A 21,380-nucleotide genomic window follows, 5' to 3' on the forward strand; every position below is an offset into this window, starting at 1 on the left:
CGTTACAGATCCTCTGATTGGAAATCTTATAGGTCCAGCTGAATCTCTGAATAACGATAATATTCTTGAAGTTGGAGAAACCTGGACRTACACTGGAACTTACACGGTAACTCAGCAGGACATAAACAGTAATGGTGGTGGTGATGGAGACATCGACAACACAGCTACGGTTGATTCGGAAGAGTTACCTCCACAGGAAGACAGTGAAGAGGTGCCAATTCAGCAGAACGCTTCTTACACTATCGATAAAATAGTGACAGATGTTGCAGGAAACGGACCAACAGGAAATGTGACAAAAGCTGGAGATGTGATCAGCTACCAGATTAATGTAACAAACACTGGAAATGTTGATCTGACTAATTTAAGCGTTACAGATACTCTGATTGGAAATCTTACAGGTCCAGTTGAGTCTATAAATTCAAATGAGATTCTTGAAGTTGGAGAAACCTGGACATACACTGGAACTTACACAGCAACCCTGATAGACGTTATCACGAATGGCGGTGGGGACGGATTTATAGAGAATATAGCAACAGTTGATTCCGATCAGCTTGGACCGGAAAGTGACAGTGCAGCTGTGCCCATAAAAATAATTCCAGTTTATGAGCCCAATCCGGCATATGAAATTGAAAAATCTATCATGGATGTGGACTCCAGAGGGCCGGCAGCCAGCGTAAAAGAAGCTGGAGATGTAATCACATACTCAATAGTGGTGACTAACACCGGAGATGCCGACCTGACAAACGTGGCTGTCACTGACTCACTGATTAATCTGGCAGGGCCAGTGGAGTCAAAGAATAAGGACAATGTACTGGAAGTTGGGGAAACCTGGACATACACAGGAATGTACACGGTTACGCAGCAAGACATTGACACAGAAGGTGGATTCGATGGATACATCGATAATGTGGCGACGGTAGACTGCGACCAGCTGGATTCGAAATCCGACAGCGCGAGAGCCCCTATAGAGGCATCTCCGGTGTTTGAGCCCTGCCCGGCATACAAGATCGAAAAATGCGTCACAGATGTTGACTGCAGAGGACCGACTGCAAGTGTCACAGAGGCTGGAGATGTCATAACATACCGGATAACAGTAGTAAACACCGGAAATATCGACCTGACTAATGTAGCTGTCACTGACCCGCTGATTAAAACGCTGAACGGGCCGGTAGAATCAAAAAATGTCAACGGTATTCTGGATGTAGGAGAGATATGGACATACACTGGCAGCTATAAGGTTACACAGGGAGACATAGAGATCAACGGAGAATGTGATAGAAATATCAACAACGTTGCACTGGTAGGCTGTGACTCAGATACCATAAGCAAGTGTTATGGCTACATCGATAACGTGGCAACGGTAGACTGCAATCAGCTGGATCCGAAATCTGATAGTGTAAGAGTAATAATAAAAAAAGCATCCACAGAAGAAGATTCGGCAGAAGAATACCCGATAGAAAAGAAACAGGATTATTGCATATACAAATCAATAATTGGAGTCGATCAGGCTGGAGATTATATAATCAACAAACCTGGAGACATAATAGAATACCAGATACTGGTGAAGAATGAAGGCAACACGGACCTGACAGGAGTTTCAGTAAGCGACCCGATGATTACACTGATAGGACCGACAGGAGATGAAATCGGACCGGGAGTCTTGAATCCCGGAGAGACATGGAAATTCGTAGGGAACTATACGGTAACTCAGACGGACATAAACAGTAACGGCGGAGGGGACGGGTTTATCGACAATACTGCAACGGTAAGCTGCAACGAGCTTCCGGACGAAAGCAGCAGTGTAAAACAGCCGATTGTCCTTACCTCAACTGATGACGTCAACAGTAGTGATGATGCCAACAGTAATGATGGTGCCAACAGCAATGGTGGCAATGGTGGCAATGGAAATGCTCATGTCTTCTCTAAACCTGCCAAAGACGTTGAAATGAATGAAAATAACGCAGGAGAAACTGGCACTGAAATATTGCTTGAACCTGAAATTAAAAGCTTTGAACAAAACATCGGAAATGCAGAAGCAAATGTTGAAAAGGTGCCAGAACAGGAAGAAAGCAAAGGTATTCCTGGATTGGTAATCTATGGTATAATCGGGCTGCTTGCAATACTCCTGTTTATATTCCTTCATAAAAGAAAGTAAAAACAGAGGAAATCACGTAAAAAAGAATTAATCGAACTCAATTCAGAAAACAATTAGATGAAGGCTTAATTCCTTCATCTAATTTATACACTTTTATTCTCAATCTTGTTCTCAATCCAAAAAGAGACGTTCAACAACAGTGAGGTTTTTTTGGCTCATTCAAATGGCAGCAAACAAAAAATAGAAATAAAAGTATTTTTCCGAGAGTTAGTTTTAGAAGGCCTTACGATGAAATTAAGGTAGTTAAGATGGTATAGACTCACAAAAACTCCTATTTTGACGTGAGAGCTTAGAAAGTATTAAACAATTAAAATAAAGAGTCGACCACGTTTGAAGCTAACTAATCTAAAAAAGATTTACATATCGAATTAATAGGCATCTGTTTTTTAATGCCGTTTTTATGTCGTTTTTAAGGATTTCGTTTTTTAGTCACCGTTTTTAAGGATCTCGTTTTTTAGTCGCCGTTTTTAAGGATTTCGTTTTTTAGTCACCGTTTTTAAGGATTTCGTTTTTTAGTCACCGTTTTTAAGGATTTCGTTTTTTAGTCGCCGTTTTTAAGGATTTCGTTTTTTAAAATAATCGTTTTTTAGGCTGCCGTTTTTCACAGATGCCTTGCACGCCAAATATCTTTTCATAAATATAAGATTACGGATGTACTGAAAATTTGATATAAACCTCCAGAGGTACTGTAAATTATCCAGAAAGTTGGAGACAAAAATAATAAAACAGAAGAACTTATTTTGTAATTATTAGAAGTCTTTGACAAGGTGTCAACCCTTTAAAAAGCTTTAGATTTTAATCAACTTTAATTGCAAAGTCTGGATTTTACAAAATCTGGATTTTACAAAATCTGGATTTTACAAAATCTGGATTTTACAAAATCTGGATTTTATGAAACTTGAGAGTCCTGGCAAAAAAATTATATAAGTGAAAATGAAATGGAAAAAAGAATAGAAAAAGTAAGCTCCCAGATAGTTAAATATCAACTAGTGGCAGCTGTCTTCTGAGATCTGGCAAATAACCTTCTCGATGCAGGGCAATCTTATAATCACTTATTGATCTGCACACTCTGTGTGTGTATTTTATGCAGTCAGTACCAACTTCCCCTTTAAACAGCAGCTTTTCTGTTTTTTCTATGAATTCAGGGTAGGTAAACACCAGTTCTTCTTTGGTGTGTAGAAAAAGGGCTGTAAAGTCCCTGTGAATACCCATGCTTCTTTTAAGCAACTCGACATTGAGGTGGTCTTCGGCGAGGTAGCTGTTGAATTTCACAAACGTATAAAAGTCTGCGATATTCTGATTTAAAGAGTTCAGAATTGAGTATAAGACGTTATCTGTTTCCGGAAGAGGAATATCCGGAAGATTGAGGTTTTCACCGTCAAAAGTTTCGTTTTCTTCAATATTTTGATCCCGGGTTGTCTCACGGTCCATTTTATCACCCTGGTATGACGTTTTATATTCTATCGTTTATCTTTTCAGAGGTAGATCTGGCAGTTTCCGTACTATAATAACGGAACCTATCTTTTACCTTTTTGAGGTGGCTTTCAGATACACCTACGGCTTGATATGGAAGCGTAAGTGTATCAACTGAAGTGCATCCAAGTGATATCTGTCCTGTGCAGGCTGTCGTAACCTGCTGCAAGTGCATCGCTTCCCCACTAGAAGCGGCTTTGCGGCATTTCACATGGAGGTCTGGACTCCGTTTTTGAATTCCGTTTTTCAATTCCGTTTTGGACTCCGTTTTTCCATTACTAATTCACTCCAGGGGTGCTGATCTTGAGGTTCTGATCCTGAAGTTGTACAAATAAACTTGATTCAACGATAGGCTTCTTGCATTTTACTATATATAAAATTATGTCTTAATAAAACTGACAAAATATAATTTTACAGAAACTTGCGTTTAGTTCTACCTAAAATTTACTTAAATGCATTATATACTGAGGAATGCTAGAATATATACCTGAGCCCCTAACCCGGAACCTATAAGACCTGTAAACTGTGGGACCTGTAAACTGTGAGATTTGTAAGTTGTGGAATCTGTAGACTATAGGAGATCTGTAAACTATAATGAATCAACTTACCGAATCCCGGAAAAAATGAATTTCGAGCTTTTAGTGAACAGGTTTAACTGTCATTAAATGCGCCCGTAATAAAGATACCGATAGGTTCAAAAGATGTCTGTAAACCTGATTTGCATGCTTTTAACTATTCGAAACGCGTCTGCCCTCAAACATATCCATCCCGACAGCTACGAACCCATATACAAGGCTCAGCACCAGAATAATAGTAGCTCCTGATGGGACATCAAGAGCATAGGAAAGGCCTATTCCGGTAACACTGATCGCTGTCCCGAAGGCGATGGAGATAAGCATCATGTGCTTCAGGTTATTGGTGAATTTACGGCTCAGGGTGGCAGGAATTGTCAGGAGGGCAATCACAAGGATAATGCCCACGACTTTGATAAGGACAACAATTGTAAGGGCAATAATACAGAGCAGGAAAAGGTAGAGCTTTTCGGTAGGAACCCCCTGTACAGTTGTGAACTCTTCGTCAAAGCATAAAGCAAGAAACTCCTTATAGAACAGATAAACTGCGCCCACTATGATGAGGTCAAGGGCAAGCATCAGATATAGATCAATACGGGGGACCGTAAGAATATTTCCAAAGAGGTAGGTCATCAAGTCAGGAGCATATCCTGGAGTAAGGTAGACAAAGATAACTCCCAGAGCCATTCCAAGAGACCAGAGTATGCCTATTGCACTGTCTTCCGGAATTTTTGATTTCTTGCTAACGGTACCCATAACAAGAGCTGCTAACAGGCTAAACGGAAGAACTCCGTACATAGGGTTGATTCCAAGATAATACCCAAGTCCTACGCCTCCGAAAGAAGCATGGGCAATCCCGCCACTGATGAAAACAATCTTTTTGACGACAACATAGGCGCCTATGATTCCGCAGGCAACGCTTGCAAGGATTGCTGCTGCAAGGGCGTTCTGGATAAAAGTATATTGCAGAAGATCAAACATTTTTTATTTCTCCTTGAGAGACTGTTTTTCGAACCTAATCCTTGATCTTCAGGAACTCCCTTTGTGCTGCTCCAGCACTCTATGGGGTACCCCATGAGCAATCAGTTCGACAGGGCACTGGTAGGTGGCTTCCAGATCCTCAGCCGGAATTTCTCTCGAGTTATGGTAGTGAAGTGTGCGGTTCAGGCAGGCTATCCTGTCCACATAGACAGAAACCGCACTGAGATCATGTGTGACCATAATAACTGCCATTTCATGCTTGAGCCGGTCCAGGAGCCGGTAAAGTTCGTCCTGCATGTGAGGGTCAAGCCCGGAGTTGGGTTCGTCCAGAAGCAGGAGTTTAGGATTTGTGGCAAGAGCTCGGGCAATAAAAACCCTCTGCCGTTGGCCTCCAGAGAGCTGTCCTATCTGCCGGTCCTTAAGCTGGAACATCTCAACTGTTCTCAGAGCCTCTTCAGCAGCCTTTTTGTCTTCTTCACTGTACTTTTTCAAAAAACCCGTATGGCTCATTCTGCCTGTCAGGACCACTTCCCAGACACTGATCGGAAAATCAAAGTCAAAACCTTTGTACTGGGGAACGTACCCTACAAGATCCCTACTTTTTTCCGGAGATTTCCCAAATATTTTCACGCTGCCTTTATAGGGCTTCAAGAGCCCGAGGAGCACTTTGAGAAATGTGGTCTTTCCTCCACCATTAGGTCCAATAATTCCGAGCAGTCCATTGGGCTCTTTTAATTCCAGATTTATGGCTTCAAGGATTGTCTGGTTTCCGTAACGGACCCAGACATCCTCTAGCTCTATAACCTTCTCCATTACCCTTCCTTCATAATATCGTTTTTTTATCTTACCCCGAATTATGTTCTTTTTATATTTAGATATAGAACCTGAATACAGGTTTTACACAAGGTTTCTGGCAAAAATATCGGATACGTTATCCATATTTGTGATGTAATCTTTTGCAATGGGGTCAACAGCCACTACCTCACCGCCAATCTCCTGAGCTAAAACTTCCGCACTCCGCGTACTGAACTGAGACTGGACAAAGATAACTTTAACATTCTTTTCCTTTGCAAGATCCACAAGCTTCGCGAGATCCTGCGCACTCGGCTCTTTTCCTTCAATCTCAACGGAAATCATGTTAAGCCCGTAGTCCTCGGCAAAATAGCCCCATGATGGGTGATAAACCAAGAAATTACTTCCCTCGCTTCCTTCTAGCTTTTCGCGGATTCTCTCGTCCAGAGCATCCAGTTCTTCAAGGTAAGCATCTTTATTCTGGGCATAATAAGCTTCGTTTTCAGGATCAAGTTTTACAAGTCCTTCATAAATATCTTCGACCATTATCTTTGCGTTTGCGGGAGATGTCCAGATATGTGGGTCCAATTCTTCGTGATCCTCATCGCTTTCTTCATCACGTTCTCCTTCTTCCTCCTCTTCATGGTCGTGTTCCTCAAGCTCTCTCAGTTCTAGCCCTTTGGAGCAATTTACAATAAGAGTGCCACTATTCATGGTCTCGAATTTGTTAATCCAGACCTCTTCGAAAGGCATACCGACTCCGACTGTCACTAACATGCTGGCTTTGCTAATTTCCTGGACTTCCTTTGGAGAAAGTTCATATGTATGGGGGTCCGCTCCGGGAGGGATTATGACAACGGTTTTTACTTTATCCCCTCCGACTTTTTCTACAAATTCAGCCTGAGGAACAACACTTACAGCAACTAGTATTGGCTCGTCAGTTTCTGACATTTCGGCTTCCTGTCCTGTATTCTCATTATCCCGTGAGTCGCCGGAATCTGTACAACCGCTGACAAAAATGCTCAGACCAACAATCAAAAGCACTAATATAGTTATGATTTTTAGCTTCATAGTTGAACTCCTGTTTTTTCACTTTCATTTTTATTTTATTGCTTCAATTAATTTATTTCTGGAAGGGACTGAAATAGGATTGATATGCGTAAGATAAATTTGACATATACCCAAAAGTTGAAATTATATCTGAGTTTTTTTGGCATTACCCCAAATTAGTCTCAAAGCCAGACGCGGATTTCATTCAACTCTTTATCATTCAACTCTTTATTAATGCTGGAAATTAATGATAATGCCCCTCATGAAAGCATTTCTCGTGGCTTATTTCTCCGCATACGCCGATCATCGGATGGCCCATCGAGTTGCAGATTTTGTTTACAGCATCCCTGGAAACAAAAGTTTCAAAACGAGAAACCTCAGCACATGCTTCCTCCGTTGAGAGGCCATAATGAGTAAAGAGAAGGCTCAAAATCCTGTGCCTCCGGACAAGAAATTCCGCATATGCCTTTCCCATTTCAGTCAGATCCACACCCCTGTATGGGACATGGTTCAGGTAGCCAGCCGTTGCAAGTTCGCTTAAGGTCTTGGTTGTTGTTGAAGGATCGACCTGCAGACAGGAGGAAATTTCAGTAGTTTTTACAGTGCCTTTTTTTTCAAGAATAAGCTTGAGATAATCTGCCTTTCTCGGAGAGAGCTCAAGGCCTGTAAATTCAGGATAATTTTGCTCATTCATATAGAGAAATATAAAAAACTGGTATTTATTGTTTGTTATACACCAAATTACAAACTTATATTTGTAGGATATCAAACTTAGAGGAAACTGGAATGTGCCTCTGGCAAAAAGTAAGAATATTAAAATCTGAGAAATAAAGTTCCAGTATAAAAAGACCGGTAAGTATGAAGAACTAAAGAACTCAGCAAGCATAGAAGACACAATAAACAAAATACTCGCCAAGGCCCGGGGAGTATAGAAATCTAGCAGGTATGAAAAAAGCGGATATGAAAATTCAGTAGAAAAAGATGTACACTCCGGAAACCAGCAAGAAGCTCACCCACCCATCAGGGCGCCTCCAAGAGTATTTGACCTGAAAACCTCGGAGGGTTCAAGTTCTGCCAGCTCTCTGAAAATCCAGAAGAATGGGTTATTCACATGTGAGATCATGAAAGTGCCTGAAGCCATTGCAAGGATCAGGATTTCCGCAGGAAGCCCAAGTTCCGGAACCAGAGGAAGAAGAAGGGATGGTGCAATAAGCATAGTTACGACTTTTGACCCCTGAACAGTTTGCAGGGCTGCTGCAACAAGAAAAGGTACAAGGATATGAGAGGAAAAAAGGTTAAGCTGTAGGAAAAACCTGCCTAGGGCCTCTCCTGCCCCTGTCATGGCGAGAGTTGCGCCAAGAGCTCCTCCCCCCACACAGGTCAAGCAGAACAACACCACTTCTCCTTACAGCTTTTTCGACCAGGACCCTGAACCATTGCAAACCCCAGTAATCTGCCGGAAATAATGGAAAGAAGAAACCCCATAAGCAATGCAGCGTTAGGGTTTCCCAAAAAAACAAACAGGGGGTAGGGATGCTCAAAGACGGCCTGAAACAGAATGAGGAGCAAAGGAAAAAAATCGGTGCATAAGTTTCAAGCCTGTTTGGTTTTCCAGTTTCTCTTCTCTGTACTGCATCCTTTCTTTGTATCCTCTCCTTTCTTTGTATCCTCTTTCTTTGTATCCTCTCCTTTCTTTGTACCCTATCTTTTCTTTGTACCCTATCTTTTCTCTTCGCTTCGATAGCTTTTTCCTGTATTACTCCTGACTCGTTCTTTTGTGCAGCTTCTACAACTTCTGTAAATGCTGCTTCTGTAAATCTTGGCTGAACCTGTTCCTGATTATTGTTTTCAGAAATTCTGACAGTTTCAATCTTTCCCAATCTTCTGGCATAGAGGTAACCTACAGTAGAAGTGGGAACAGCGATAAAAAACCCTAAAAGAATAAGCGTGTCCGTATTTGCTGAAAGTTCTTCTGCTGCGGAAATAATCACAGGGGAAGGGTATACCAGATTAAATGAGGCAACGGCCCCGAGTGCAAGGGCAGTTGCAGTGGAAATGGAGGGGTTATTAAGCTTGGAAGCCAACTCTTTTGCTATCGGAATAAAGATAACATAGGCAAGGATATAGCACATCGTTGGCACGGAAAAAAGAAAACCAAGGAAGTTCAGGGCAAACAGAGAATTTCTGGAAAAACGCATAATGTCAGACGCTATTAAAGACATTCCGCCGGTTTTCTGGAGCAAGGGTCCGATTATACTGCCACTGGTAATAATTATAGCAAAACGGGAAAAGACACCGCCCAGTCCCTGGGTTATTACTTCGACAGTAAGCATGGATTCTCCTGCAAACACTCCTGTGAGAAGAGATACAAAGATAAGGCTAAGGAAAGGGTGAAGCCTGAATTTTGCTGTAAGAAGCAGTATGGCTATAAGGGCGAAAAGGAAAATAAGGACAGGGTGCATATTTATCTAAATTTTCTTTGAAACTATAAACAATAAATTAAACAATAAATTATCGACAATAGAAAGTTTTCATCAGTCAGATATCACTTATAAGTTTTTAGATATTCTCTTCAGGAAGCTGCTCAGAAGAAGGGGATGAAGGGAATGAAGCGGAAGAAGCGGAAGAAGCGGAAGAAGAAAGCTGATTCAGTTCATCAATTTCTTCTTCTCCAAGTACTCTTGCAAGGTTCAGAAGAATAAGAAGTCTGTTCCCCGCTTTTCCGACCCCAGTTAGATATTCAGAGTTAATTTTCGATTTAATCATATCCGGAGTCGGTTCAATAGAAGAAAAAGGTAGTTTGAATATTCCGTTTACCGAGTTTACAATCATTCCAATCGTCGTATCCCTGACCCCTACTATAATAATTCTGGACAGGCTGTCATTTTCTCTGGAACTGAAGCCAAGACGCCTGTTGAGATCTATTACTACAATAATTTTTCCTCGCAGGTTGATTAGTCCTTTTACGCATTCAGGAGCCTGAGGAATACGCGTGATTTTTGAAATAGGTATGATCTCGGAGACCTGCATAATATTGACCCCGAATTCTTCTCCTGATAATTCAAAAACCACCAGCTGAAGTGATTCTTCAGAAAGTGATGAGTCTTCCTTTTCTGCTTTTTCCTTAAACATTTCAATTCCCCAAGGTCGATCCAAGATTTTAACCAGTTTATTTAAAACCAACCGTACATTTACTAATGTAACTTACCAACCATACATTTACCAACTGTAATTTACCAACCGTTATCTAACGATATTATTTAGCTAACCATACTTAGCAGCCGTATTTAATCAACCGTTATTTAACTAGCCATATTTAGCCAATAATGCTTTCTGGTTCCTCTTTTAAACTGCCCAGCCTGAACTTTTCAGTGGCTTTTTTCATCTTTTCCCCAAGTAAAGAGAGATCATTTGCCATACTGGCAAGCTCAGACATCGATGCACTCTGTTCTTCAAGAGCTGCGGCGGTTTCCTGGGTTCCCGCAGCGGACTGCTCCGATATAGAGGATATGTCTTCCAGCGTAGAGGTAATTTCTTCGATAGATGCAGACTGTTCTTCTGTAGCAGCTGCTACGTCCTCTATCATATTTGTGATTTCATTGATTGTAGAGACAATTCCAGTAACCATCTCAACTTCTTCACTAACCGATAATGAGCCATTCTCCACATTCTTTTTACTTGCTTCTATGCTTTTCACTGTATCACCGATACTGTTCCTGATCTCGTCAATCAGCCTGGAAATACTCTTGGCTGCACTTCCGGACTCTTCGGCGAGTTTACGGACTTCATCGGCTACAACAGAGAATCCTCTTCCATGTTCGCCTGCCCGTGCAGCTTCAATTGCGGCGTTCAGTGCAAGCATATTGGTCTGGTCTGCAATTCTGGTTATAACAGTTATGATCTCATTGATTTGCTGAGACTTAGAATCAAGTTCCTTAATAACAACATCAGTTTCATCTACAGAAAAGCGGATAAGGTCCATCTTTAACAGGACGTCCCTTGACACGTTTCCGATATTGTGAACGGTATCATTTACCAGATTTGTACTTTTAGAAACTTTCTGAGTATTATCCGCAACTTCCTGGATATTGTGGGTCATATCCTGCATTGCATGAGTTATATCAATAATTTTTGTGCTCTGCACCTCCGCCCCATTAGAGATTTCAGCTGCGGTTTCTGAAATCCTCCTTGATGCAGATGCCACTTCTTCGGAAGAGGCGGACATTTCTTCCGAAAGTATGGCAAGGTGCAGTGAACCTTCTTGAATTTCCTTTATCAGACTGCACAGGTTTCCAACCATTGCCTTAAAAGCCTCTGAAAGCTGAGAGATCTCGCTTCTCGAGGAGCCTTTAATGTCAACGTCAAGGTTTCCTTCCGAGACCATATCAGCAGCTTCAAGCAGTTCGTAAATGGGCTTTCTGTAAATGCTCAAAATGACAAAAACAAGTAAAGCACCAACGAGCATTGAAAGAAAAGTTACCAGAAAGATCTTGTTTATGGAGTTCGCAATAAGTGTATCCAGTTTTCCTTTCTGGTCGGCACTGGAAGCTGCAGCTACTTCTCCAACCCGGGCAGCTATAGCTGTCATATTTTTCTCTTCAATTGTTTTTCTTTCTTCTAGAATCTTAAACTGCTCGAAATCAGCCTGAAAATTTTCCGCACTTGTAAGTATTTCCTTTCCTGCGGCAATATTTTCAGGTCTTTCCATTCGCCCGTTTAAGTCTGTGGAAAGTTCAATAATATCTTCCATAAAGATATCGAAGTTATCTGCATATTGCTGCTCAGGGCTCACAGCATAATTTTGATACTCACTTTGGGCTTTCATTGTCAATACAATGATCTGCTGAGCGCTCTCGGCATTGGCAAATTTTTTCTCGAGAGTTTCATTTGGATAACCAGCTTCGAATTCCTCCCTATACTCAACCATCTGGTTTCTAGAAAGTTCATCTGCATTTGTTATTAGATTTTCACTATTTACAGCCAGTTTGTTTCTTATATCTGCCTGTTCGTCATCTGCATCAACGTATTTATCAAAAGCCTCCCGGAAACCACTGGAAGCTGCTAGAACAATATCCATCCTGTCGCGGTTCACAGGATCAAGGTAGCCTATGTATATTTCTTTGGATATCGCTGCCTGTGTGGGCACATGATCAAGATAATAGTAAACTTTTCCTTTATAATCCGGATCGCCATGAATAATGTAACTTTCCTCGGCTTGCAGGGCGCCCTGCATATCATTCATAATAGAAGTCATATTCTGGATAGCCCGGCTCTTTTTCTCAACTTCGTTCATACCTTGATAACCTGTATACCCCACAAAAAAAATCAAAACCAGGAGTAGGGCAAATCCTATTACCACGTGCCCTATTTTTGTGCTTTTATACATCTTTTTTCACCCGTACTTCCAGCTTCTTCGTCTTTAAACCCTTTCTATCCTGTAACCGAAATACAACTGCATGCGGTACCTGTTTAAATGAGTAGAAAGATATAAACTGTAAAAGATTTTTATCCAGATTTCCCAACTAGTATTCGATATAGATTGTTTAAGATTTGATATAGATTGTTTAAGTAGATTATTTAAGGATTCATAAATTTTCTGATTCTTGAAAAGAGTAAGAGCCTCAAATATTAGGACCGGAAGTCCACGCTCATCAACGATACTTCTTCTGAAGATTTCATTCAGGGAAATTCAGTAAGATAACTCGTTACTGTAAGAAACTCTTTGACCTGCGATCCAAAAATATCAAAATTTATGGGTTTGGAAAGGACAGCGTAACATCCGGCTTTAAGAAATTTCTGTTTACTTTCGGAATCACAATGTCCTGTGACAGCAACCACTCTTATGCTTTGTGTATCAGGATTACATTTTATTCTTTGTAGCAGTTCAAGACCATGCATCTTTGGAAGCTCCATGTCCATCAGTACAAGATCAACTTTGACCTTACTTAGAACTTCTAGAGCTTCAAAGCCGTTTTTTGCCTTCTTCGGATCATATCCGCAGGACTTCAGAAGATCAGCTTCAACAACAAGGTTAAGCAGGTTATCCTCAACGATAAGGATTTCAGGCATTTGATCAACTCCTGTGCTTGCTTAAAGGACTCTATGAACGAAATCTGTCTTACAGAAGTGCCGTTCTTACAGAGATATCGTTTTTACTGGGGGATATTTTGTAAAACGATTTTTACTATAGGGAACAGGTAAATGGCCTAATTGTATGGAATATTTTACCCACATCTTAGCAAAAATTCCATTATATACTCGCATAAATTTTCTATCGCAAGCAAACTTTCTCTTATATTTACGCATCTGAACATAATTTGTATGATTTGAAGGCAAATTGGTGGGAATCTGCAGGCTGGCGCTCAAACACTTACAACTAAATTTTAACACCAAATAAAACGGGTTTCAGTGACAAAAAAAAGACATTTAGTTCCCAGTGTCGATCCTTTGCATAGCGGTATAGCAAACAGCAGTAAATTCCCTGACTTAATAAAGATACTATGAATTCCCGTCTCATATAAAGTTATTTATTAAGATTTATACCACTATATCAATATATAAATTAAAAATAAAAGCATTCTGTTTTATTTTAATATGTTTTCAGAAAAAGATCAGCCCTACAGCGGTATGAAAACACCACTACCAAGCCTTTTAATGTTATTCTATGCATGAGCAAGCCCTGACAATTTAAGTAGGGATTTTTAAACTTAACAAACTTTTAGAAACGTTTGTCAACATGGGGACATTCCAAAATTGAGACGGGTTTAAAGCTATATAATTTACTAAAGATAATTAAAAAAGTTTAATATAGCAGGTCTCGTATATACTTTTTCATATTATCAGGAGAGACCTGATTAAAAAGAGAACTTGTGTTATCCATTTATATCAACCTTATGTGTACCTTTACAGGACTCCTCTGATTTTAGCTTTAACGGGATGCTTTAGTTAGCTGCCCCACTAAGAATCCTCTAGTTAACAGTTTTAATAGAAATTCTATAGTTGGCAGTTTCAGTGTGATCTTTATTCGGCAGCACAGACGCTGAAAGAACAGATTACGGCGAACCTAGCTACAAGGAATAGAGTCATAGTTAGCACGATATTCTGAAATTCTGAGTACTCTTAAATTACCCTCAAAAAAGAAATTGTGTGTATTCCAGAAGAAGTTATGAGGGCAGATGATTTTAGGGCGGTTTCAAATATAAAGTAGAACGCAATCGTCCCATAAGATATTTTCATAAAAATGGTGTCACTTACTTAGTAAAAATAAAGGAAGGTAAATCGATGGCAAGAGTAATGATCGTGGACGATGCCGAGTTTATGCGAATGGTAATTAGAGATATCCTTCTAAAGCACGGACACGAGGTGGTTGCCGAGGTAGGTGATGGGGAAGAAGCAGTTCAAACATACCTGGAGGTAAAACCTGACCTTGTGTTAATGGATATAATAATGCCAGATATGGATGGTAAAGAGGCACTGCAAAAACTTCTTGTGATGGACCCTGACGCGAAAGTAGTAATGTGCTCTTCTCTTGGGCAGCAGGCTTTGATAACGGAATCCATGAAAATAGGTGCCATGGGGTTCATAGTAAAACCTTTTGAGCCCAATGGCATGCTCGATGTAATCAAAAAAATTGCTGAGCCAAATTAACTGAAAAATTGCTGAGCCAAATTAACTTAACTGGTAGCAAATTTCGGGATCGGGATAATTTAGTTCCGGATTAAATGATTTGTTTCTCAATAAGATAATTGATTATTAAAGTTAAGCATCAATTCCGAATTAAATATCCGAATTTCAGATGAAAGATTTTTGATAATGGTTCAAATGTAAAATCTCTCGATTAAATATAATATGACTTGATTAATTAGAAAATATTTGCATTAAATGAAAAATTACCGGTTGAGTATTAAGTTACCGGATTAAACACAAGTTACCGGCTTAAACACCGTTTTTGGATTACGTAACTGGGTTCTGGATCAAGATAGACTGAATCGAAATACTTGAGTTAAATAAAAACGAGTTTTAAATAAAACGATTCAACAAAAAAGTGCTTGAGATGACTATCCGTGCACTCATAGTAGATGATTCTGCTTTAATTCGCAGGGTTCTTTCCGATATTCTCAACGAAGACCCGAAGATCAAAGTCGTCGGAACGGCAGTCAACGGAAAGGACGGTCTTGAAAAAGTCAAGAAACTCAGGCCCGATGTAGTACTTCTGGACAATGTAATGCCTGTTCTTGACGGTCTTACGACTCTTGCCCGTATCATGAGGGAATGCCCGACGCCTGCAGTTATAGTGTCGGCTCTGGGAGAAAAAGCTGAAGAGATTACCCTTACAGCTTTTGAGTATGGGGCAGTAGATGTAATCGAAAAACCCTCGGGTATCCTCAGTCAAAGTATGCCTGAAATGGCAGAGGAAATTTGCAGAAATGTCAGGACAGCTTCAAAAGCTAACCTTAAAAACCTGGAGTGCATGCGAGATTTAGAACTGCAAAATCCTGAGAAAGGTGAGAAGAAAGAGACCAGGTTTAGGAAGAAAGCGGCCTCTGTAAGAAATATACTTGCGATAGGCGCGTCCACAGGAGGCCCAAGGGCCCTGGAAAAACTTATAAGCTCATTTCCCGCTGAGATTCCAGCTGCAGTTCTCGTAGTACAGCATATGCCGCCGGGTTTTACAGCATCTCTTTCTAAAAGGCTTGATGCAAAGTCAGCCCTCAGGGTAAAAGAAGCACAGGAAGGAGATAGAGTAGAAGAAGGAACTGTGCTTATAGCCCCGGGTAATTATCATATGGAAATTGTACGAAATAAAGTAAACGGCCCTGAAGAAGAAGTAGTACATCTGTCCTGCAGCCCTAAAGAACTGGGATCCAGACCCTCAGTGAATGTCCTTTTCAGATCAGTTGCACCGGTTTACGGCTCCAGAGTTATTTCCCTTGTCCTTACGGGAATGAACTGTGATGGAGCAGATGGAGCTGAAGAGATTAAAAAAATGGGTGGCAAAATAATCGCAGAAGCCAGGAGTTCATGTGTGGTATACGGAATGCCGGGAGAGATTGTAAGGCGAAACCTGGCAGACCTCGTGCTTCCTCTGGACAAAATGGCTGAAGAAATTATCAGACTAATAGAATGAAGTTAAGATAGAATTTTTTTATTTACCTTTCGATTAGCCTGAAAAAGCAAACTAGCCGGAAAAGTAAAAAGTAGAAATAAGACAAAAAACAAAGAAAAAAGAAAAGAGAGTAAAGAGTTAAGAAATTTTTTAGAAATTTTTAGAATAATTAGGAATTCCAGGTATCTCAGGACTTAAAGGGCAGGGAAAATCATGGATATGTCAAAATATATAGGCATTTTCAGATCAGAGTCTGAAAAAAATATTAAAGAAATAAGTGATTCCCTGCTAGTGCTTGAACAGGATCCTGAAAATATGGAGCAAATGAATGTAATGTTCCGTGCAGCCCATACTTTCAAAGGTATGGCTGCGACCATGGGATTCAAGCAGATTGTCGAATTAACACATGAGATGGAAAGCCTGATTGACAGTGCCCGTACTGGACGCTTAAACATTGATTCTTCTTTAATTGATATCTTCTTCGAATGTCTGGATGCTCTGGAAGGACTTATTGAAGATGTCTGCAAGGATACGGAGAGTAAAAGCGAAGAGAAAAAAAATAGTCGAAGTGAAAACAGTAGATCTTATCCTGATGCCGAAGAAGTTCTAAAAACTCTCAGGACTATAAATAACCCTTCAGAAGAAGTTATTTATCAAAAAAGTGAGTCAGATTCCTTTTCTGCAGACCGAAAAATAGAGCAAGAAAGAGAAAAAGAAGAAAGAGAAAAAATAGAAGAAGAAAAAGAGAAAAAAATAGAAGGGAAAAAGGAAAAACAGGAAGATAGAAAGGAAGAAGAAAATGAACTCAAAAATATAAATGATGAACTAAAAGAAAAGAAAGGTTTCACTTATTCTGGGTCTGATTCTAGAGTAAAAAATGAGCAGAGCTCAAGAATACAGGATTCGAAAATACAGGATCCAAAACCACAGGGCTCGAACACGCAGGGTCCGAAAAAGCAGGATTCAAAACCACAGAATTCAAAACGACAGGGTTTAAAGATACAGGGTTCAAAGACACAAGATTCAAAGATGCAGGGCCTAAAGATACAGAGTTCAAGGATCAGCACGGAACAGTTAGATAAACTGATGAATCTTGTAGGTGAGCTCGTAATTAACAGAAGCAGGGTAAAAGAGCTTACAGGAGAATCGAAATCAAAGGATCTGGAGCTTGCACTTTCCGATTTTCAGAAACTGACCCGGGAGCTTCAGGAAGAAGTGTTAGAGATCAGAATGGTGCCTCTGGATCATATAACCAATATTTTTCCCAGAATGATAAGGGACCTTTCAAGGGCGCAAAATAAAAAAATTGACTTTATAATAAGGGGAAAAGAAATCAAGCTCGATAGAGCCATTATGGAAGAGATCGGAGACCCTCTGGTGCACCTGTTAAGAAATGCAGTGGACCATGGAATAGAAATTCCTGAAAAACGTATGGAACTCGGAAAAGAGGAAAACGGCACTATAATAATTACGGCTTCAAGACAGCAAAATTATGCTCTTATCAAAATAGAAGATGATGGAAGAGGAATAAATGCAGAAGAAATTCGGAAAACTGCGCTGGAAAAAAGACTTATTTCAAGAGAGGAAGCTGAACAGCTTTCGGAGAGAGAAGCAATACAGCTGATCTTTACACCAGGATTCAGTACTGCCAGCGTGGTTACAGATCTTTCAGGCAGAGGAGTAGGAATGGATATCGTAAAGAACCGGATTGAACGCCTTGGAGGGTCTGTAAAAGTAGAATCAAAACCCGGATTAGGCTCAAAATTCGAATTGAGATTACCCATAACAATCGCTCTTTATCAGGCTATGCTTGTCAAGGTCGGAATGGAAAGATATGCAATTCCTTTCACCAGTATAGTAAAAAGTATCTCGGTCAGTAAAGAAGAAATCCGGCATATCAGGGGTGAAGAGGTCATTATCGTATACGAAAAAGCGCTCCCTCTCCTGAGACTGCGTAAGTTATTTCAGTTACCTGCTGTTCAGAGAGAAGAAAGCCTGGTCGTCGTTATAGTAGAAAAAGCAGGGCAATATATAGGACTTGTTGTAGATGCGCTGCTTGGAAAGCAGGAAGTGATTATAAAAAGCTTTAAAAGCAGGCTGCTGGAAAGAACTCGGGGATTTGCAGGAGCGACAATTATGGGAGATGGGAGTGTTATTTTAATTCTCGATGTTAACTCCATAATCTGAATCTTAATTACAGGTAAAAAGAAAATGAATGGAGATAAACCAAGGTGGAGTAAAGATAAATGAAGAAGGAGTAGGAAGAAAAAATGGAATAAAAGTAAATAAAGAGAGAGTAAAGGGCAATAAAGATGGAATAAAAGATGGTAAATATGGAACAAAAACAAGTAGAGAAGAAGTAAAAATAAACAAAGAGAGCATACAAACAGGTGAAGATAGAACAAAGGCAGATAAAAATCTAAAAGCAGATAGAAGTCTAAAGGCAGATAAAAATCTAAAAGCAGATAGAAGTCTAAAGGCAGACAGGAATCTCGAAGAAGATCCTGGATTCGAACTGTTAAAAAAAGTAATTAAGGAAAGTACCGGTTTTAACTGTGAGCAATATAAAGAAGCTCATTTCAAGCGTAGAGTGAATGTCCGGGTCAGAGCTACCAATTCAGAGAGCTATGAAGAGTACCTCAGGCTGCTAAAGAAGAACTCAGCAGAACACGAGTATCTCATTAAAGTCCTTACCATAAATGTTAGTGAGTTTTTCCGAAACCCGGAAACCTTCGGAGTAATTGAAAAAGAAGTTATTCCTTTTCTGATAAAATCCAGATCAGATTCGCTTGTAAAATCAATCCGTATCTGGAGTGCGGGCTGTGCAACAGGAGAAGAGGTCTATTCTCTTGCCATTTTGCTACACAGGGTTCTTGGGAGAGACTTGGACAGCTATAGAATAAGCATTACAGGTACTGATATTGATAATTTAAGCCTTGAAAAAGCCCGAAAAGGGGCTTACCATGAAAATGTGCTTAAAAATGTAGGCGCCAGTACAAAAGAAAGCTATTTCGTAAGGCAGGGTGAGATGTATCATGTTTCCGATCAGTTAAAAAGTATGATACGTTTTAAACATCATGATATGATATCTGAATCCTGTACAAACCGTTTTGACCTTATAATCTGCCGAAACGTCATGATATATTTTAAAAAAGAGATTCAGGAACAGCTACAGCTTAATTTTCATCACTCATTAAACAGAGGAGGTTTCTTTGTGATAGGAAAGGCAGAGACACTGCTGGGAACCGCTTCAAACCGTTTTAAGCCATACAACGCAAGAGAACGCCTGTATATAAAAGAAACTTAGTATGTTTAAAAGATTTGAAGGTTTTGAAAAATCTGAAAAATCTGAAAAACCTGAAAAACTGAAAAGTCTGGGGCCTAAAAACTAAAAGGATTAAAAAACCTAAAAGGATTAAAAAAACTGAGAGAACTGAATAAACTTAAAAGACCTGGAAAAACTGAGAGACCTGAAAAAACTTAAAAAATCTCAAAAATCTGAAGGGAATTAAAGGGGAAGCTCATGGAAAAGATTAAAAACTTGAGTGAATTTGAGTATGGAGCACTTAAAGAGATAGGAAATATAGGGATCGGAAACTCAGCAATTTCTCTTTCCAGACTAGTAAACAGTCTTGTCTGTACCAGAGTTATCGATACAAAATTTGGGTTAATCGAAAATATACCGAAAATTGCAGGCTTTTCAGAGTCACCTGTGCTGGGTACATTAATGCGTATTAAAGATGACCTTAATGGTTATATTCTTGTCTTTTTTTCTGAAAATAGCGCAGAAAGCCTCTACCTTACCCTTTCGGGTGAAAAGGCGAGCAGAGATTTGACAGATCCTATAAATCTGTCTTTAATTGAAGAAGTTAGTCATATCCTGGCAAGAACCTATGTAACTTCTCTTGCGAAATTTTTGAAGCTTAACATTTCGATTTCAGCGCCTTATGTGACATACGATATGTCTGATTCCATTTTCAATTCAGCGGTTACAGAGATGAGTTATATAGCAGATTTTGCACTCATCCTTGATGCAGAGTTTCTAATAAAAGAAAAGAAAATTAACGGAAACATATTGATTTTGCTTGATCCTGAGTCTCTGAACCATCTGTTAGAAAAAATTAGTACAATGGTTGATCAAAACTCCTGACTTACCGAATACGAACCAGTACATTATGAAAGGCCATCAGCAAACCATAAGGAGGCTTTTATAAATTGACCGATTCAGGCATATTTATAGTGGGTATAGGGGACTGTGCAATAGCTAAAAGCCCTGCAAAAATTAAAACCTCCGGACTGGGTTCCTGCCTGGGCATAACACTCTATGACAGGCAGGAAAGAATAGGAGGCCTTCTTCATACCATGCTTCCGAATATAGAAAAAGCAAAGATAAAGGATAATCCTGCCAAATTTACAGATGCAGGAATAGAGTACCTTGTAAATGAAATTATAAAAAAAGGTGGTTCCAGAGAAAAACTTGAGGCAAAAATAGTTGGAGGCGCAAGCATGTTCGAAAACTCATATATGAATATAGGTGAGAGAAACATAAAGTGCGCGAGAGAAACCCTGATAAAACTTGGAGTATCAATCATAGCTGAAGACACAGGGGAAAACTACGGACGCACGATAATACTTGATACCTTTACTGGCGATCTTCTTATAAAGACAATTCTCAGAGGCGATAAAGTAATCTGAGAACGGTAAATTAAAGCCTTCATCTTTTAAAATCTTCTTCTAATTAATCTATAGATTATCTGGCATACCGAATTTTTTGATTCATTTCAATACTATCCAACCTTTTTATTTCCTGATTTACTTTAACATATCCAGCCCTTCGATTTCCAATCTTGTTCTACCACACCTTTTCTTATCTTGTTCTACCACACCTTTCTAACTTTTTCAGAATTCTTTTCTTTGAAAAATTATATATTTGATATAAATATTATAATAGACATTCATTCGCTAATTGTGAAACCGATTAATTAAATCAACGAAAATAAAAGTACCATAAAACTTTAAATGTATGCCTGAGATTAAGTAACGCTACGATTATGTGACTTTTTCTGTACGGCATAAACAATCCAGCAGAGCGTGAGCGACCAGTATAAAAAAGATAATTTAAACTAATATAAATAGCTCAAAATTATAAAAGCAGGCTAAAAAATGATTTATTATGCTGGACTGTGCTGGATTATACTGGAATATACCAAAATACGCTATACGCTAAAATACGCTATACGCTAAAATACGC

Annotated in this window: 17 protein-coding genes and 1 pseudogene; 7 read left to right on the forward strand and 11 right to left on the reverse strand. The window is 39.6% G+C overall.

All coding sequences use genetic code 11. The annotated features are described in order from the left end of the window. Positions 1-2,155 (forward strand): annotated as a pseudogene (locus FXV91_RS18045) (DUF11 domain-containing protein); the annotation flags it as partial. Positions 2,156-3,130: 975 nt separating this feature from the next. On the opposite strand, the gene FXV91_RS18050 reads toward FXV91_RS18045, so the two are convergent. The 11 genes from FXV91_RS18050 to FXV91_RS18100 all read right to left on the reverse strand — a co-directional run bounded on the left by FXV91_RS18050 (position 3,131) and on the right by FXV91_RS18100 (position 13,092). Next, positions 3,131-3,586: a hypothetical protein gene (locus tag FXV91_RS18050; protein ID WP_229392182.1), complete on the reverse strand. Its 456-nt coding sequence runs from the start codon at positions 3,584-3,586 to the stop codon at positions 3,131-3,133. Between the two features lie 22 nt (positions 3,587-3,608). After that, complete coding sequence (locus tag FXV91_RS18055; protein WP_229392183.1) at positions 3,609-3,839, reverse strand: hypothetical protein; 231 nt, start codon at positions 3,837-3,839, stop codon at positions 3,609-3,611. Positions 3,840-4,356: 517 nt separating this feature from the next. Beyond that, positions 4,357-5,181: a metal ABC transporter permease gene (locus FXV91_RS18060; protein WP_229392184.1), complete on the reverse strand. Its 825-nt coding sequence runs from the start codon at positions 5,179-5,181 to the stop codon at positions 4,357-4,359. Positions 5,182-5,229: 48 nt separating this feature from the next. Next, positions 5,230-5,994, reverse strand: a complete 765-nt coding sequence (locus FXV91_RS18065) for an ABC transporter ATP-binding protein (protein WP_229392185.1) — start codon at positions 5,992-5,994, stop codon at positions 5,230-5,232. An 84-nt stretch (positions 5,995-6,078) separates the two neighbouring features. Beyond that, on the reverse strand, positions 6,079-7,044 hold the full coding sequence (locus tag FXV91_RS18070; protein WP_229392186.1) for a zinc ABC transporter substrate-binding protein: 966 nt from the start codon (positions 7,042-7,044) through the stop codon (positions 6,079-6,081). 223 nt (positions 7,045-7,267) lie between these two features. After that, on the reverse strand, positions 7,268-7,717 hold the full coding sequence (locus tag FXV91_RS18075) for a metal-dependent transcriptional regulator (protein ID WP_229392187.1): 450 nt from the start codon (positions 7,715-7,717) through the stop codon (positions 7,268-7,270). Between the two features lie 315 nt (positions 7,718-8,032). Further along, a complete protein-coding gene (locus FXV91_RS18080) occupies positions 8,033-8,398 on the reverse strand; it encodes a hypothetical protein (RefSeq protein ID WP_229392232.1) in 366 nt (121 codons plus the stop codon). Then, positions 8,319-9,485 (reverse strand): SLC13 family permease, encoded by a 1,167-nt coding sequence (locus FXV91_RS18085; RefSeq protein WP_229392188.1) that lies wholly within the window; start codon positions 9,483-9,485, stop codon positions 8,319-8,321. The genes FXV91_RS18080 and FXV91_RS18085 overlap by 80 nt, the downstream gene beginning before the upstream one ends. Positions 9,486-9,582: 97 nt before the next feature. Then, positions 9,583-10,155, reverse strand: coding sequence for a chemotaxis protein CheW (locus FXV91_RS18090; RefSeq protein ID WP_229392189.1), 573 nt, complete (start codon positions 10,153-10,155; stop codon positions 9,583-9,585). A 184-nt stretch (positions 10,156-10,339) separates the two neighbouring features. Then, on the reverse strand, positions 10,340-12,409 hold the full coding sequence (locus FXV91_RS18095) for a HAMP domain-containing methyl-accepting chemotaxis protein (protein WP_229392190.1): 2,070 nt from the start codon (positions 12,407-12,409) through the stop codon (positions 10,340-10,342). Between the two features lie 293 nt (positions 12,410-12,702). After that, the gene (locus FXV91_RS18100; protein ID WP_229392191.1) at positions 12,703-13,092 is read right to left on the reverse strand and encodes a response regulator; all 390 of its coding nucleotides are present in this window, start codon (positions 13,090-13,092) and stop codon (positions 12,703-12,705) included. A gap of 1,212 nt (positions 13,093-14,304) precedes the next feature. Here FXV91_RS18100 and FXV91_RS18105 point away from each other — a divergent pair. From FXV91_RS18105 to FXV91_RS18130, 6 genes are all read left to right on the forward strand, one after another. After that, positions 14,305-14,670, forward strand: a complete 366-nt coding sequence (locus FXV91_RS18105) for a response regulator (protein ID WP_229392192.1) — start codon at positions 14,305-14,307, stop codon at positions 14,668-14,670. 406 nt (positions 14,671-15,076) lie between these two features. Further along, positions 15,077-16,150, forward strand: a complete 1,074-nt coding sequence (locus tag FXV91_RS18110) for a chemotaxis response regulator protein-glutamate methylesterase (protein ID WP_229392233.1) — start codon at positions 15,077-15,079, stop codon at positions 16,148-16,150. A 192-nt stretch (positions 16,151-16,342) separates the two neighbouring features. Further along, complete coding sequence (locus tag FXV91_RS18115) at positions 16,343-18,316, forward strand: chemotaxis protein CheA (RefSeq protein WP_229392193.1); 1,974 nt, start codon at positions 16,343-16,345, stop codon at positions 18,314-18,316. A 28-nt stretch (positions 18,317-18,344) separates the two neighbouring features. Then, positions 18,345-19,436, forward strand: coding sequence for a protein-glutamate O-methyltransferase CheR (locus FXV91_RS18120; protein WP_229392194.1), 1,092 nt, complete (start codon positions 18,345-18,347; stop codon positions 19,434-19,436). Between the two features lie 216 nt (positions 19,437-19,652). Then, positions 19,653-20,279, forward strand: coding sequence for a chemotaxis protein CheC (locus FXV91_RS18125; RefSeq protein WP_229392195.1), 627 nt, complete (start codon positions 19,653-19,655; stop codon positions 20,277-20,279). A gap of 65 nt (positions 20,280-20,344) precedes the next feature. Further along, entirely contained in the window at positions 20,345-20,824 is a 480-nt protein-coding gene (locus FXV91_RS18130) for a chemotaxis protein CheD (RefSeq protein ID WP_229392196.1), read from the forward strand. Positions 20,825-21,380: the final 556 nt, after the last annotated feature.

It is taken from the genome of Methanosarcina sp. DH2, from assembly GCF_020804225.1.
In the GTDB taxonomy this organism is placed as follows: Archaea; Halobacteriota; Methanosarcinia; order Methanosarcinales; family Methanosarcinaceae; genus Methanosarcina.